The sequence below is a fragment of the Microbacterium hanjuni genome, assembly GCF_043556395.1.
Classification (GTDB): domain Bacteria; phylum Actinomycetota; class Actinomycetes; order Actinomycetales; family Microbacteriaceae; genus Microbacterium.
On record NZ_JBIGIK010000001.1, the window covers coordinates 1,406,533 to 1,422,338 of the forward strand.

Annotated in this window: 11 protein-coding genes; 8 read left to right on the forward strand and 3 right to left on the reverse strand. The window is 69.5% G+C overall.

Features of this window, described 5'->3' with window-relative positions; translation table 11 throughout:
* The first annotated feature begins 20 nt into the window (after positions 1-20).
* Both ACFXP5_RS06870 and ACFXP5_RS06875 read left to right on the forward strand, forming a co-directional pair.
* Complete coding sequence (locus ACFXP5_RS06870; RefSeq protein ID WP_394544047.1) at positions 21-1,163, forward strand: substrate-binding domain-containing protein; 1,143 nt, start codon at positions 21-23, stop codon at positions 1,161-1,163.
* A gap of 246 nt (positions 1,164-1,409) precedes the next feature.
* Positions 1,410-3,956, forward strand: coding sequence for a phosphatidylglycerol lysyltransferase domain-containing protein (locus ACFXP5_RS06875; protein WP_394544048.1), 2,547 nt, complete (start codon positions 1,410-1,412; stop codon positions 3,954-3,956).
* 54 nt (positions 3,957-4,010) lie between these two features.
* Here the strand turns inward: ACFXP5_RS06875 and ACFXP5_RS06880 are convergent, their stop codons facing one another.
* On the reverse strand, positions 4,011-5,318 hold the full coding sequence (locus tag ACFXP5_RS06880) for an alpha/beta hydrolase (RefSeq protein WP_394544049.1): 1,308 nt from the start codon (positions 5,316-5,318) through the stop codon (positions 4,011-4,013).
* Between the two features lie 442 nt (positions 5,319-5,760).
* On the opposite strand from ACFXP5_RS06880, the gene ACFXP5_RS06885 reads away from it, so the two are divergent.
* The 5 genes from ACFXP5_RS06885 to ACFXP5_RS06905 all read left to right on the forward strand — a co-directional run bounded on the left by ACFXP5_RS06885 (position 5,761) and on the right by ACFXP5_RS06905 (position 11,580).
* Positions 5,761-6,747, forward strand: coding sequence for an ABC transporter substrate-binding protein (locus ACFXP5_RS06885; protein ID WP_394529501.1), 987 nt, complete (start codon positions 5,761-5,763; stop codon positions 6,745-6,747).
* 122 nt (positions 6,748-6,869) lie between these two features.
* Positions 6,870-8,393, forward strand: coding sequence for a sugar ABC transporter ATP-binding protein (locus ACFXP5_RS06890; RefSeq protein ID WP_394544187.1), 1,524 nt, complete (start codon positions 6,870-6,872; stop codon positions 8,391-8,393).
* Complete coding sequence (locus tag ACFXP5_RS06895) at positions 8,390-9,436, forward strand: ABC transporter permease (RefSeq protein WP_394529502.1); 1,047 nt, start codon at positions 8,390-8,392, stop codon at positions 9,434-9,436. Before ACFXP5_RS06890 ends, ACFXP5_RS06895 begins: the two co-directional genes overlap by 4 nt.
* Positions 9,433-10,473 (forward strand): galactofuranose ABC transporter, permease protein YjfF, encoded by a 1,041-nt coding sequence (yjfF, locus tag ACFXP5_RS06900; RefSeq protein WP_394544050.1) that lies wholly within the window; start codon positions 9,433-9,435, stop codon positions 10,471-10,473. The genes ACFXP5_RS06895 and yjfF overlap by 4 nt, the downstream gene beginning before the upstream one ends.
* Positions 10,474-10,557: 84 nt before the next feature.
* Positions 10,558-11,580: a LacI family DNA-binding transcriptional regulator gene (locus ACFXP5_RS06905; protein WP_394544051.1), complete on the forward strand. Its 1,023-nt coding sequence runs from the start codon at positions 10,558-10,560 to the stop codon at positions 11,578-11,580.
* A 211-nt stretch (positions 11,581-11,791) separates the two neighbouring features.
* Here ACFXP5_RS06905 and ACFXP5_RS06910 read toward each other — a convergent pair whose 3' ends face one another.
* The gene (locus ACFXP5_RS06910; protein WP_394544052.1) at positions 11,792-14,116 is read right to left on the reverse strand and encodes a phosphatase PAP2 family protein; all 2,325 of its coding nucleotides are present in this window, start codon (positions 14,114-14,116) and stop codon (positions 11,792-11,794) included.
* Between the two features lie 212 nt (positions 14,117-14,328).
* Here ACFXP5_RS06910 and ACFXP5_RS06915 point away from each other — a divergent pair, with 212 nt between their 5' ends.
* A complete protein-coding gene (locus ACFXP5_RS06915; RefSeq protein ID WP_394529521.1) occupies positions 14,329-14,889 on the forward strand; it encodes an NADPH-dependent FMN reductase in 561 nt (186 codons plus the stop codon).
* On the opposite strand, the gene ACFXP5_RS06920 is transcribed toward ACFXP5_RS06915, so the two are convergent.
* Positions 14,886-15,398, reverse strand: a complete 513-nt coding sequence (locus ACFXP5_RS06920; RefSeq protein WP_394544053.1) for a MarR family winged helix-turn-helix transcriptional regulator — start codon at positions 15,396-15,398, stop codon at positions 14,886-14,888. The genes ACFXP5_RS06915 and ACFXP5_RS06920 overlap by 4 nt on opposite strands.
* Positions 15,399-15,806: the final 408 nt, after the last annotated feature.

The following is a 15,806-nucleotide window of genomic DNA, read 5'->3' on the forward strand; positions in this document are numbered from 1 at the left end:
CTCCTAGGATCGACGTCACCGTGGACGACTCCCCGCGCGACCGCGCACCCTTCGGCCTTTCGCGCCGCGAGCGCATCATGGACGAACTGCGCCGTGTCGGATCGCTGCGGGTGACCGACCTCGCTCGCGAGTTCGGCGTGGCCGAGCTCACGATCCGCCGCGACATCGGCTATCTCGCCGACCGCGGCCTCCTCTCGCGCGTGCACGGCGGCGCGACCCTGCGAAGTGGCCTCGACACGTCCGTTCCCTTGACCAGCAGCGGGGGTCCGCCGCGTTTCCGGGTGGGCATGGTCGTCCCCTCGCTCAGCTACTACTGGCCGCACATCATCACGGGTGCCCGAGCAGCCGCGACCGCGGGAGGTGTGCAGCTGGTGCTGCGGGGCGCGAGCTACGCGGTCGACGATCAGCGGCGACAGATCACATCGCTCGTGGAATCCGGATCGCTGCACGGCCTCGTCGTCGCTCCCGAGACCACCGGACCCGATGGCACCGCTCTGCTGCAGTGGCTCGACGGGCTCTCGATCCCCGTCGTGCTCGTTGAGCGGCGGGCTCCGACGTCGATCGGCCTCGCCCGCCTCGAGTGGGTGACGACCGACCACGTGTTCGGCGGGTCGCTGGCCGCCGGTCATCTCGCCCGTCTCGGTCACCGGCGCGTCGGCATGCTCTCCTCCCCCGGCTCACCGACCTCGCCGCAGCTGCGCCGCGGGTGGACGCGAGCGGTCGAGCAACTGGGTCTCACCTCCACGATCGAATCCGACATCTCGCTCGACGACGTGCCGGCGGCGGAGAGGGAGGATGCTGTCCGCAACATCCTCGAGGACTGTCGGGCGACGGGAACCACCGGGCTCCTCGTGCACTCCGACCCGCAGGCGGTGCTGCTTCAGCAGTACGCCCGGGATCACGGCTGGCGCATCCCGGGCGATCTGGCGATCGTCGCGTACGACGACGAGGTGGCCGAGAACGCCGAACCGCCCATCACGGCGCTGCGGCCGCCCAAGCAGCACGTCGGTCGCCTCGCGGTCGAGACCATGGTCGATCGCCTCACCGACGGTCCCCGCCGGCCGCGGCAGCGCACCTCCGTCGTGCCCGAGCTGCTGGTGCGTGCGTCGACCCCGGCGGGGCAGGTTGGGGTGACGGCGCAGCGCCCCCTCCTCCCCCGCTGACCCCGCAGCTCTATCGAACCAGGCGGACACAACTCCTCCACTCCGCCGACCGCATGGCCGCCGCGGCCCGCCGATCCGCCCGTCCCGGGCTCCCGACCACGCGTTTTGGAGGAGTTGTGTCCGCCCGCAGGGCGGACCCGAGCCGACAGGGCGAGCCCGGGCCGGCGGGCACCCAGCAACGACCCACCCGGCGCTCAGCGCGTGCGCGAGCGCGAGCCGGTAAAGTCGCGACGGAGGAACCAGGCAATGACTGCGACCACGCGCGAGAGCGATCTCGGAGCACGCGCCCGAAACACCGCACGAGTGATCGGGCGATGGTGCCGGCACCGGCCGGTCACCCTCGCCATCACCGTCATCGTGATCGCGCTGACCTTCGCCGGCTTCATCGCCGAGGGCTGGGGCTGGCAGGTACTCGACGAGGGCGTGCCCGAAGTCTTCGTGCAGCGGCACTGGTGGGGCACCGTCACCTCCCTCTTCGCCGTCGGCGACCTCGGCGCACTCGTGCTGATCGTGCCGCTGATCCTCGTCGTGGTGGGGGAAGCGGAACGCTTGATGGGCAGCATCCGCACCGCCCTCGCCTACGTGATCGGCGGCGTCGCTGCCTCGTTCGCGGGCCTCGCGGTCGGGCTCTTCGAGGAGACCTCGCTCGAGATCCTGCCGCTCAACGCTCCCCCGGTCGACATCCTCTCCCCCGTCGCCGCGCTCATCTGCACCGCGATGGCGGCGAGCGCGTTCGCCGGTTCACTGTGGCGCCGGCGCATCCGACTGCTTTCGACCCTCACCGCCGTCACCTTCTTCCTCTACGCCGGCGGCGCGAACGACCTGTTCTCGCTGCTCGCCGTGCCGATCGGCCTGGGCCTCGGCTACGTCCTCGGCGGTCGCCGGCTCGGCTTCCGGCTCGTCCGCAGCTCCCACCACGAGAAGCGGGTGCTGCTCGCGGCGATGACGGCGATCACCGCGATCGGTCCGATCATCGCGACCTTCCTCGGCACCGGCGCCGGGCTGCTGTCGATCTACGGCTACCTCTCCGTCGACCCCGTGACCGACGTCGACGGAATGGCGTGCGCCTTCGGATCGCCGAGCGCGCCGTGCCCCGATTCTTTCAACAGCTTCGCCGAACTGCAGCCCGCTTCCGGGTACATCGCGCTGCTCCCGATCCTCGTCGCGCTCTTCGCCGCGTGGGGCATCCTGAAGGGGCGCCGCGCGGCGCTCTGGGTCGCGGTGGCCGTGAACGCGATCACCTTCTTCAGCATGTGGTACCTCTTCTGGGTCATCCAGCCCGAGACCATCGCCGCGATCGGGCAGCTGCGCACCACCGACGTCGAGTACTACATCTGGCAGACGCTCGCCGGTAGCGTCGTGGGCGCCCTCGTTCCCCTCTTCGCGGCAATCACGCTGATCGTGTTCCGCCGCGACGCGCACGTGCCCACGACCGCGAAGGCCCGCGCCACCTTCGGAATCACCGTGGGCGCGGCCGCCGTCGTCAGCCTCGCGCTCGCCTACGTCGGTGCGCTGCTCAACGCCGACGGCTACATCCCCCGCGTCGGCCCCGGCGACGTGCTCATCGGGCTGCCGCTGCGGTTGCTGCCCCCGACGGTGCTGCCCTCCGACGTGCTCACCTTCGTGCCCTCGAGCCCCGGCGCCCAGGCGTTCTGGTACCTCCCCCCGCTGCTGTTCTGGGCGGCGGCGTGCGTGGCGACGGCCCGGCTGGTGCTCGACCCGGGTGCGGTTCCCGGCGCCACCGACCGCGCCCGCGCGCGCGCCGTGCTCGAGCGCGGCGGCGGCGACACCCTCGCCTATATGTCGACGTGGCAGGGCAACGCCTATTGGTTCGCTTCGGAATCGGATGCTGCCATCGCCTACCGCGTCCGCGGCTCGATCGCGGTCACGCTCGGCGGAGCTTTCGGGCCCGACCACCAGCACCCCGATGTCTACACCGGGTTCATCGAGTTCTGCGGCGACCACGGCTGGACGCCGGTGTTCTACAGCATCGACGACCGCGACAGCTCGGTCTTCGACGGCCTCGGCTGGCAGCGGATGCAGGTGGCCGAAGAGGCGATCCTCAACCCGCAGGAGTGGAACACGGCGGGCAAGAAGCGCCAGGACATCCGCACCGCGACGAACCGCGCGGGCCGCTCGGGCATCACGGCGCGGTGGACGAGCTGGCCCGAGCTGTCGCTCGCCGAGCACGCCCAGATCCGCGACATCTCCGAGGCGTGGGTCGCCGACAAGAGCCTGCCCGAGATGGAGTTCACCCTCGGCGGCGTGGACGAGCTGAACGATCCGGCCGTGCGCCTGATGATCGCGGTGCACGAGAGCGGCCGCATCGAGGCGGTCACGAGTTGGTTGCCGATGTTCGAGAACCACGAGGTGCGCGGCTACACGCTCGACTTCATGCGCCGTCGTGGGGACGCGATGCCCGGCATCATGGAGTTCCTCATCGGCGCCGCCGCCGACCAGATGAAGCTCGACGGGCTGGTGCGGATGAGCCTCTCCGGTTCGCCGCTGGCGTTCACCTCCCGTGACAGCGCGGCAGCGCAGGCTCCCGTCGCACGGCTGCTCGACCGGCTCGGCCTGTTGCTGGAGCCCGCCTACGGCTTCCGCTCGCTGCTGAACTTCAAGCGCAAGTTCCAGCCCGAGTTCGTGCCGCTCTGGGCGATCTACCCCGAAGCCACCGTGCTGCCGGCGCTCGGCGTCGCGCTCGCCCGCGCCTACCTGCCCACCCTTACCCTCGCGGGCGCCGCGCAGATGGCCGGCTCGTTCCGCGAGCCGAAAGCCACCGCCTCAGCCTGAGCCTGAGCGAGCCGAAAGCCTGAGCGCACCGAAAGCCTGAGCGCACCGTCGGCTTCAGCGGTCGAGCCCCCAATGGTCGGCGATCAGGCCGATGCCCTGCTGGAACACGTACGACCAGGTCGTCGCGTCGTGGGCGCTGCCCTGCGCCTCGATGTAGGTCGCGTCCATCCCCGCGTCCTTCGCGTCCTGGTAGAGCTTCTGCACGCCCGGCAGGAACGCGGTGTCCTCACTCCCGACTCCGAACACCGCGAAGGTGTCGGTGTACGGAGCGTTGGCGGCGAGGATCGCCGCGGGATGCGCGGCCGCGTAGGCGTCAGCATCCCCTCCGAATCCTTGCTGGATCGTGGTGGCCTCATCGCCGAGCGTGGGGAACTCCTCGCCCGAAGCGTCGAGGATCGCGCTGAAGAGTTCCGGATGCGCCGCCCCCAGCTGGATGGAGCACGTGCCTCCCTGCGACAACCCGCCGATGCCCCAGTCATCGGGCGCGTCGAGCACGGGGAGGTTGGCCTTGATCCAGGTGACGACGTCGACGGTGAGGTAGGTCGCGGAGTTGCCGAGCGGGGAGTCGACGCACATCGGGTTGTTGCCGGGAGCGCCGAGCTGATCGGGCGAGACGACGATGGGCGCGAGGCCCTGGTGGGCGGCGGCGTAGGCGTCGAGCGACTCGCGCAGGTGCGCGGTGGTGAGCGGGTCTTCGGGGCTTCCCGGCTGCCCCGACAGCATGATCATGACCGGCAGCAGCGGCGGGTTGGTGGTCAGCGCAGCCGGCGGGAGGTAGACAACCGCGTCGCGCGCGACGAAGGTTGAGACCGTGGCGGGGATGGTGACCGAGGCGACCGTGCCTGCCGTGGGCATACCGGCGGGGGCTGTCCAGTCGGCGATCGTCGGACGATCGGATGCTGGAGTCGACAGCGGCGGCAACGCGTCGCCCTCGAAGGCGCTCATCCCGAGCACGCTGCGGATCGTCGGGTACTGCCCGAATGCGATGTTGACGCCCATGGCCGCGGTGACGACGAAGAGCACGATCGACAGCGGCACGGCGATCGCCCGCTTCCAGGTGGGGCGCCAGAGCGAGGTCACCGCGACGGCGATGCCCGCGCAGCCGGCGGCGATCCATGCGCGGGAGGCGAGGGTGAGGTCGACTCCGAAGGCGTTGTTGACGTCGCCGAGCAGCCAGGTGAGCGCGAGCCCGGCGAGGGCCCCCGCGACGGCGGAGACGAGGGCGGTGACGATCCAGCGGGAGCGCCCCCACTTCCTGCTCGGCCGGATCACGACGAGCAGCACCCCCACGATCGCGGCGGCGGCGATCACGGCGATCACGGCCGGGCCCGCGAGGATGCCGATGTCCAGAAACGCACTCACGCTCACAGGGTAGAACCCCGGGAGGACCCCCAGCCTCGCGAACGCTGAGCGCTCGGGCGGTGAGGTCGCGAGCGGGCTTCGGCCGCAGCATCCGCCCCTCCCCCCGACGGGAATCGAGGAGATAACGGATGCTGAGGACGGATCGGGCCGATTCCGTCCTCGATCCTCGGTATCTCCTCGATTTCCGACGCCCGTCCCCGCCGACCCAACGCCCGAGCCCGCCCGAGCGCAGCCACACCGCCGGGCATCGCCCCGTTGTGAGCGCTCACGTCCGCGGAACAACCGGCCGTCTCGGCCGGATCACCCCGTTACGGATTCGTTACCCACGGCAGGTCGCGGGCTCATTGTGAACGCTAACAACCGTCGCTAGCATCACCACTACGGCCATCGACGACCGTACATCGGGGCACTGGCGACCCGAACGAACGAGGAGGTTCACATCATGAAGAAATTCCTGTCCCTGGCCGCGGCCGGAGTCCTGCTGATCGGCTTGGCAGGGTGTGCGAGCGGTGGAGACACCGGCGGCGCAGAATCGGGCCCCAAGGCTCCCGAAGACCTGGTGGTCGGTTTCGCCCAGGTCGGTGCAGAATCGGGCTGGCGCACGGCCAACACCGAGAGCATTCAGACGGCGTTCGCGGATGCGGGTATCGACCTGCAGTTCTCCGACGCCCAGCAGAAGCAGGAGAACCAGATCAAGGCGATCCGCTCCTACATCCAGCAGGGCGTCGACTACATCGCGTTCTCCCCGGTCGTGGAGACCGGATGGGACGCGGTGCTCAACGAGGCGAAGGCCGCGAACATCCCGGTGATCCTCACCGACCGCGCCGTCGACTCCGCCGACGACTCGCTGTACGTCACCTTCCTCGGCTCCGACTTCATCGAAGAGGGCAAGAAGGCCGGGCAGTGGGCGCTCGACGAGTACGCCGACGCGACCGAGCCCGTCAACATCGTGCAGCTCGAAGGCACGACGGGCGCCTCGGCGGCCATCGACCGTGCCGAGGGCTTCGCCGAGGTCATCGGTGACAACCCGAACCTCGAGGTGATCGCGAGCCAGACGGGTGACTTCACGCGTGCCGGTGGCAAGCAGGTCATGGAGGCGATGCTCAAGTCCAACCCCGACATCGACCTCGTCTACGCGCACAACGACGACATGGGTCTGGGTGCGATCGAGGCGATCGAGGCGGCCGGTATGGTTCCCGGCCAGGACATCAAGATCATCACCGTCGACGCGGTGAAGGACGGCATGCAGGCTCTCGCCGATGGCAAGATCAACTTCATCGTGGAGTGCTCGCCCTTGCTCGGTGAGCAGCTCGTCGACACGATCATGACGCTCAACGACGGCGGCGAGGTCGAGAAGCGCATCGTGACCGAGGAGACGACCTTCACCCAGGAAGAGGCGAAGGCCGCTCTGCCCGACCGGCTGTACTGAATCACCCGTGCGGGGAGGGGCGCGAGCCTCTCCCCGCACGTCCCTCTCGACCTTCGACGGAGATGATCGTGACCGATACCCGCCCCCCTGCCCCGCGCGACCATCCCGAACCCATCGTGGAGATGACCGGCATCTCCATCTCGTTCCCGGGCGTGAAGGCCCTTGATGACGTCTCCTTCCGCATGTTCCCGGGCGAGGTGCACTCGCTCATGGGCGAGAACGGCGCCGGCAAGTCGACCCTCATCAAGGCGCTCACCGGGGTGTACCAGGTCGACTCCGGCACCATCCTGTTGAGCGGTGAGCCGGTGTCGTTCGCCACGACCGCGCAGGCTCAGGATGCTGGGGTCAGCACCGTGTACCAGGAGGTGCACCTGCTCCCCAACCTCTCGGTCGCCGAGAACATCATGCTCGGACGCGAACCCCGCCGCTTCGGTGCGATCGACGCTCGGCGGATGCGGGCTCAGGCGCGCACCGTGCTCGACGGCCTCGGTCTCGAGGTAGACCCGGGCAGTCTGCTCGGTTCGCATTCCCTCGCGATCCAGCAGCTCATCGCGATCGCCCGCGCCATCAACGTCGATGCGCGTGTGCTGATCCTCGACGAACCGACCTCGAGCCTCGACGCCGACGAAGTGGCGGAGCTGTTCCGCATCATCCGTTCGCTCAAGGAGTCGGGCGTCGCGATCCTCTTCGTCTCGCACTTCCTCGACCAGGTCTACGAGATCGCCGACCGCCTCACCGTGTTCCGCAACGGCCGCTTCGTCGGCGAGTACCTGACGCCCGACCTGCTGCGCATCGACCTGGTGCAGGCGATGATCGGCAAAGAGCTCACCGTGCTCGAAGACCTCGAGCAACGGGTGCACGACAGCGACGATGACGACGAAGACGTCGCCGTGTTCCTGCGTGCTCGCAACCTGGGCCGGAAGGGCGCGGTCACTCCCCTCGACCTCACGATCCACGAGGGCGAGGTCATCGGTTTCGCCGGTCTCCTCGGCTCGGGGCGCACCGAGGTCGCCCGCCTGCTGGGCGGCATCGACCGCGCCGACGAGGGCACGCTGACCGTGGCCGGCACCACCCGCAGACTGCGCACCCCGCGTCAGGCGCTGAAGCGCCGGATCGCCTACTCCAGCGAGAACCGGCGCTCCGAAGGCATCGTCGACGACCTCTCGGTGCGCGACAACATCGTGCTCGCCCTCCAGGCCGACCGAGGGTGGCTGCGGCCGATCTCCAAGAAGCGCCGCGACGAACTGGCCGACAGTTACATCCAGGCCCTCAACATCCGTCCGGCCAACAAGGACGCGATCGTGCGCAACCTCTCCGGCGGCAACCAGCAGAAGGTCCTGCTCGCGCGATGGCTGGCCGTCGCTCCGCGCCTGCTGCTGCTGGACGAACCCACGCGCGGCATCGACATCGGCGCGAAGGCCGAGATCCAGAAGCTCGTGTACAGCCTCGCCGAGAACGGCATGGCCGTCGTCTACATCAGCGCCGAACTCGAAGAGGTGCTGCGTTTGAGTCACCGCGTCATCGTGATGCGCGACCGGCACAAGGTCGCCGACCTCCTCAACGAGAACCTCACCGTCGAGTCTCTGCTGGGCCTCATCGCCGAGGGCAGCAGCGACGACACCGACCCGAACGGAGACCCCTCGTGAGCACGCTCCTCGCTCGCATCGTCGCGAGCCGGCTGTTCTGGCCGGTTGTCATGCTGCTCGCCCTCTTCCTGGTGAACTTCCTCGCCTTCCCGGGGTTCTTCTCGATCTCGCTGCGCGACGGGAACCTCTACGGCAGCCTCATCGACATCCTCCGCAACGGCGCTCCGACGCTGATCGTGGCGATCGGCATGACCCTCGTCATCGCGACCCGCGGCATCGACCTCAGCGTGGGGGCCGTGGGGGCCATCGCCGGCGCGGTGGCGTGCAGCATCCTGCTCGGATCCCCCGATCCCGCGAACCCGGGCACCGTGACCGTCGCGATCCTGGTGGCCCTGGTGATCGGGGTCGGCTGCGGGCTCTGGAACGGCCTGCTCGTCGCGGTCATCGGCATCCAGCCCATCATCGCGACGCTGATCCTGATGACCGCGGGGCGCGGCATCGCGATGCTCATCACCGAGGGCCAGATCCTCACCGTCACCAGCCCGCCGTTCAAGGGGCTGGGGTCGGGGTTCTGGTTCGGTGTGCCGATCGCGATCTTCGTCGCGGCGTTCATCTTCATCGTCGCGGCGCTCTTCACCCGGCGCACCGCGCTCGGGCTGCTGATCGAGTCGGTCGGCATCAACCCCGAAGCCAGCCGCCAGGCGGGCGTGCGCGCGCGCGGCGTGCTGTTCGCGGTCTACGTGTTCGCGGCGGTGTGCGCCTCCGTCGCCGGACTCATCCTCACCGCGAACACGATGGCCGCCGACGCGAACAACGTCGGCCTCTTCATCGAACTCGACGCGATCCTCGCGGTGGTCATCGGCGGCACCTCGCTCGCCGGCGGCAAGTACTCCCTCGCGGGCACCGTGGTGGGGGCGCTGGTCATCCAGACCCTCGTCACCACCGTCTACACCGTGGGCATCTCGCCCGTGGCGACGATGGTGTTCAAGGCCGCGGTCGTCATCGCCGTCTGTCTCCTGCAATCGCCGACCACGAACGCGGCCCTCGCCGGGTTCCGCACCAAGCTCGCTCTCCGCGCCGGAAAGGGGGTGGCGGCAGCATGAGCACCGCGACCGCGACCAAGCCCAAGCCCAAGCCCACGACCTCTCGAACGCCCCTCGCCCGCGCCACCGGCGCCATCCGAGGCACCTTCACCAGCCCGAAGTACGGACCGGTGCTGGTCACCGCGATCCTCTTCCTCGCCGTCTTCGCCGGCGGCGGGCTGCGCTACCGCGGCTTCTTCTCCGGCCAGGTGCTGCTCAACCTGCTCGTCGACAACGCCTACCTGATCGTGCTGGCCGTGGGGATGACCTTCGTCATCCTCACCGGCGGCATCGACCTCTCCGTCGGGGCGGTCGTCGCGCTCTCCACGATGATCGCCGCCACTCTGCTGCAGTCGGGGTGGCCGGCTGCGGCGGTGATCCCGCTGATCCTCGTGCTCACCAGCACCCTGGGTCTGCTGGTGGGGTTGATGATCCAATACTTCAAAGTGCAACCGTTCATCGCGACACTCGCGGCGATGTTCCTCGCGCGCGGCCTCTGCTACGTGATCAGCCAGAGTTCGATCTCGATCACCGACCCGACGTTCATCGCGTTCGGCGTCACGCGCATCCCGCTCGGGGGGAAGATGTCGATCACGCCGAGCGTGATCATCGCGGTGCTCGTCGTGATCATCGCGGTCTGGGTGCTGCACGCCACGCGCTTCGGTCGCACCGTGTACGCGCTCGGCGGCAGCGAGCAGAGCGGCCTCCTGATGGGCCTGCCCGTCGCCCGCACCAAGGTGCTCGTCTACACGGTCAGCGGATTGTGCTCGGGCCTTGCCGGGGTGCTGTTCACGTTCTACACGCTGTCGGGTTACCCGCTGTCGGCGATCGGCACGGAATTGGATGCGATCGCCGCCGTCGTGATCGGCGGCACCCTGCTCACCGGCGGCTACGGCTTCGTGCTCGGATCGGTGCTGGGAGTGCTCGTACTCGGCATCATCCAGACGATCATCACCTTCGAGGGCACCCTGTCGTCGTGGTGGACGCGCATCTTCATCGGCGGCCTCCTGCTGGTCTTCATCATCCTGCAGAAGCTCCTGACCTCACGGCGGCGGTGAGCGCGGCGGCGGTGACGCGGACGCCTCTGCCGATACCCGGATAATGGAGGACCGGCCGCCGGAGGGCTGGAGAATGGCTGGGCAGTGAGCAGCACCGGGGCGGAGCGGGGGCGCGTGGCGACGATCTTCGACGTCGCCCGCCTCGCCGGGGTCTCGCACCAGACCGTCTCGCGGGTGCTCAACGATCTGCCGAACGTGCGCCCCGCCACCCGGGAACGGGTCGAGCAGGCGATCGGGCAGCTGCGCTACGTTCCCTCCCACGCCGCCCGCGCGCTGGTCACGAGGCGCTCCCGCACGATCGGGCTCGTCGCGACCGGCCTCCCCGACTTCGGGCCGTCGAGCATCGTGCTGAACTTCAACGAAGCCGCCCGCGAGTCGGGGTACGCCGTGATCACGGCGAGCCTCGGGCCCCGGGATGCCGGCAGCCTCCGCTCCGCGGCCGAGATGCTCATCCGCCAGAACGTCGAAGCGGTGGTGCTGCTCGCCGCCGATCGCGCCTCGGTCGACGCGTTCGATGAGACCGAGCTCGGTGTGCCCCTCATCACGGTGGCCTCCGAGCAGCGCGGACGCGGGGTGCGGGTATCGCTCGATCAATACCAGGGCGCCTGCCTCGCCGTGCGCCACCTCATCGACCTCGGCCATCGCGATATCCGCCACATCGCCGGGCCCGACGGCTCGATGGATGCCGAGCAGCGTCTGCGCGGCTGGCGGGACTCGCTCGCGAACGCCGGCATGACGCCGCCCGTCGCGCCCCGGGGCGACTGGTCGCCGGAGTCGGGCTTCCGTCTCGGGCAGGCCCTGCTGGCCGACGGACACCCGACGGCGATCTTCTGCTCGAACGATCAGATGGCGCTCGGGGTGCTGCACGCGATCGAGGCCGCGGGCTTGCGGGTGCCGCACGACGTGAGCGTCGTGGGTTTCGACGACATCCCCGAGGCCGCGCACTTCTCGCCGCCGCTGACGACGATGAATCAGGACTTCATCGCGCTCGGGCGCGATGCGATGGCCGCCGTGCTGAGCGAACTGCAGGACGACGCCCGGGTCACGTCGCGCGATGCGCGGGTGCCTCACCTCGTGCCGCGGGCCAGCAGCGCCGCTCCCCGATAGAGCCGGCCGCGCTGCAGCATCCGCTCGTCCTGTCGTGACGGAAATCGAGGAGATTCCGGATGCTGAGGATCGTTCGGGCGGTTTTTCGTCCTCGATCCTCGGTATCTCCTCTCCTTTCGGCGGCGGGCGGGACCGGAACGACTCGGTGGCGGGCGGCCCCGGAACGACGAACCGCCCCGCACCTTCCGGCACGGGGCGGTTCGAACGCGGATCAGGCGCGGCGCGAGCGAGCCGTGCGCGCGCGCACGATCACGAACGACGCTCCGAGCCCGAGCAGGCCGAGAGCGGCGAACGGCAGCGCCAGGTCGAGCGGCGAGCCACCGGTCGCGGCGAGCGCTCCCGAGCGCGACGGCACGGCAGCCGGCGTAGCCGACGGTGTGGCCGACGGCGACGGGGAGGCGGTGGGCGCCGCGGCGACGACGGGGCCGGATGCTGTCGCCCGGGCGGACGCCGCAGAACCACCGTCGTACAACCCGGTCACCTCGACGCTCAGCACCGCGCCGAGGTCGGCGGCCACCGGGGTGTACCGCGCGGAGGTCGCACCCGCGATCGGGGCGGTACCGCGGAACCACTGGTACGTGATGGCGTCCGGCGCCGGGGTCCAGGTTCCGGGGGCGACCGTGAGGGGCTCGCCGACCACGGGCGAGCCCGAGATCTGCGGGGTTCCCACGACCGGCGCAACCGGAGCGTTCGCATTCACGAGGTGCACGGCACCGTCGCGGATCACGATCGTCGGGTCGTAACCGGCGGGCAGGCCGTCGACCTGCACGTCGTCGAACGCGCCGCCCGCACCCAGGGTGTCGAAGGTGGCGATCACGAGGTCGTCGGCGGGGACGAACCCGTCGCCCAGCTCGAGCTGCAGCGTGCCGTCGAACGAGGCGGTTCCGTCGACGTCGAGCGCGGGGGTGGTGCCGTCGACACTCAGCACGAGCGTGCCGTCGTCGCCGACGGTGAGGTCGCCGACCGAGAGTGCGGCCGAGACCGACTCCGACACGGTGCCGTCTTCGATGTCGAGCGATCCGTCGCCGAACGCCGTCGCAGACCCGGCGGCGAGCGTGCCGTCGGTCACGACGGTGCCGCCGGCGTAGGAGTTGTCTCCGGTGAGGGTCAGCGATCCGGTTCCGGCCTTGGTGAGCGACCCGATCCCCTCGATGTCGTTGCGCCAGGTGTCAGCCGCGCTGAAGCCGCCGTCGGCAGCATCCATCTCGACCGTCACATCGGTGTCGAACGCGCTGTAGCCGTCCGCCGCGGCGAACAGGTTGAGGCGGCCCCATCCTTCGGCGTCGTCGAGCAGAGCGTGGCCCGACTCGAGTCCGGTCGACTGCAGCACCCAGCGGCGCTGCTCGGCCGTGAGGTACGGCAGGCGCGTCTCGATCAGCACCTCGGCACCCTTGGGCACGTGCACCGGCAGGGTCGTGTCGCCCACGAGCGGCAGACCATAGGTGAGGCGGTCGGCGTACAGCTGCTCGTTGCTGCCGCGGTTGGCATAGTCGTCGGAGCCCGTGGCGGGGGTCGCCACGAGGGCCTCGCCGTCGACGCGGGCGCGCGCCATCAGGTCGGCGTTCGTCGGGTCGTTGAGCGCCGCGGCAGCAACCGCGGTCGACATCATGCGGCCACCGATGACATCGGCGGGCGAGTGCATGCCGGCGACGATGCGCGAGTTGCCGATCTCGGAAGCGCTGGTGAGGATCTCCTGGAAACGCTCGGGCGTCGAGTACGCGAAGGCGTAGCTCGCGAGCCAGGCCGCGTTGGTGTGGCCGCTGGGGTAGCCGCCGTCGTCGAGGGCTTCTTTCGGGGCCTTCTCCGCCGGGATCAGCGAGGGCAACACGTGCACGTCGCTGCTCCAGCGGAACGGGCGCGCGTACTGGTAATACGCCTTCGAGGGGTTGGTGGAGGCGCTCGAGTTGCGAATCTGGTTCACCAGCGCGACGATGTCGCCGTACGTGCTGTCGGTGTCGGCCCACGCGCCCTTGGCGTTGCCCTTGTCGTCGTACTTGACCGTCGTGGCGTCGGCGGGGATCGTGTCGGGAATCGTCGTGCCGGCGTTGGTCCCGGCGCGGAAGGCGTCAGCCCAGGGGCCGAAGCCCTCGATCGCGGAGTAGTTCTGGTTGCGGCGGTCGACCAGGTAGGCGTCCGTCGCCTGGGCCTCGGTGCGCGTCTGCGTGATGCGAGCGGCCTCCGCGATGTTCGCGTCCAGAACCGTGGCGTTCTTCACGGTGCCGACGCTGGTCGGGATGAAGTTGCCGTTCGCGTCCCACTGCGCGGTGGCCTTGGGGTCGGCGACGGGCTGCCAGTAGTCGAGCATCCGCGACAGCACGCCCATCGCGACGTTGGTCGCGGGCGTGGTGTATTTGGCGTCGTTCGTCTTGTAGGCATCCACGTAGTAGCGACCCCACGCGTCGGGCACCGGCGCGATCGGGTCGTTCGGGGCGGCGAACGCCGGGGCAGCGGCGCCGAGGCAGAGCGACGCGGCGAGGCCGGTCGCCAGCGCGACGCGGACGCCGCGCCGATGGCGCGCGAAAAGGGGGGTGGTCATGATGGCTCCTCGGGAAGGGGGCGCACCGCACCTCGTGGGGCGGCTCCGTGAGTCAAACCGGTCGTCATGACCGGCAGGGGAGATCCAGGTGAACGGATGCTGCCAGCATCCGTTATTTGACACGTCAACCAATCCGACGGATGATTGATACGTCAATCGACTGGGTCGGTGCGCACGACGCGCTGCCCCGCATCCCCCACCCGAAGGCCCCCATGTCTGATCTGAAGATCGCCGTCATCCTCGGTAGCACCCGCCCCGGACGCAACGGAGCCGCCGTTGCCGATTGGGTCCTGGAGCAGGCCGCCGGTCGCTCCGCCCACTACGAGCTGGTCGACCTGGCCGACTTCCCCCTGCCGCACCTCGACGAGGCCACTCCCCCGGCGTACGGCAACTACGTCAACGACCACACCAAGGAGTGGGCCGCCAAGATCGCCCAGTACGACGGCTTCATCTTCGTCACCCCCGAGTACAACCACTCCACCTCGGGAGTGCTCAAGAACGCGATCGACTACCTGAGTGCCGAGTGGAACAACAAGGCCGCGGCCTTCGTCAGCTACGGCAGCCTCGGTGGTGCCCGGGCGATCGAGCACCTGCGCGGTATTGCGAGCGAACTGCAGATGGCGCACGTGCGTCAGCAGCTGAGCTTCATGCTCGCTACCGACTTCGTCGACTACACGACCTTCACTCCCGGACCGCAGCACGTCGCGTCCGCCGAGACCATGTTCGACCAGCTCGAGGCATGGGCCGGCGCGCTCAAGACGCTGCGCAGCTAAGCCTCGCTCGCGTCTTCCGCGACCTCGTCGACCGCGTTGGTGACGGCGTCGAGGAAGGCGACGATCGTGGCGGCTTCGGCGTCGTCGAAGCCGCGGGTCGCGGCCATCATGCGCTCGTGCATGTCGCCGAGCGTGTGACGAACGGTCTCCTCGGCACCCTCGGTCGGCGCGATCGTGATGCTGCGGCGATCGGTCGGGTGCGGGGAGCGTTCGATGTGGCCCATCGCATCCAGTCGGTCCAGCAGTGCGGTGACGGATGCTGAGGTGATCCCGAGATAGTCCGAGAGGGCGCGCGGGGTCGCGGGCGTGTTCTGGCGCGCCGCCCGGATGACGAAACGGAGGGCGAGCATCTCGTTCTCGCCCATCGACATCGCCTCGCGGGTGCGGCGGCGCATGGCGATCTCGGAAGCTTGGTAGGTGCGCAGGGCGCTGAGCAGGCGACGGCCGCGTTCCGCGTCGGAGGAGGCGTACCAGAAGGCCTGCTCGTCCGTCACCAGAGCATCACTCACCTAAGTACTCGCACGCCATATTGCTAGCCTAACTAGCGACACGCGCCGTGGGCAACCGCGCAGCTCCTCGCCCGCTGCGCGAGGAGCGCAGCCCGCCCACCAACCACCGCGCTTCGTCTCGCTGCGCTCGCTCAGCGTCCGGGTGCAAACGTCCGCCCGCTGAGCGAGGAGCGCACCCCGCCTGCCAGCCGCCGCGCTTCGTCTCGCTCCGCTCGCTCAGCGTCCGGAGACAACCCCCCGCCCGCTGAGCGAGGAGCGCAGCGACGAGACGAAGCGCACGCCGCCTGCCAACCGCCGCGCTTCGTCTCGCTGCGCTCGCTCAGCGTCCGGGTGCAAACGTCCGCCCGCTGAGCGAGGAGCGCAGCGACGAGACGAAGCGCACCCCACCTCTCACCCGCCGCGCTTCGT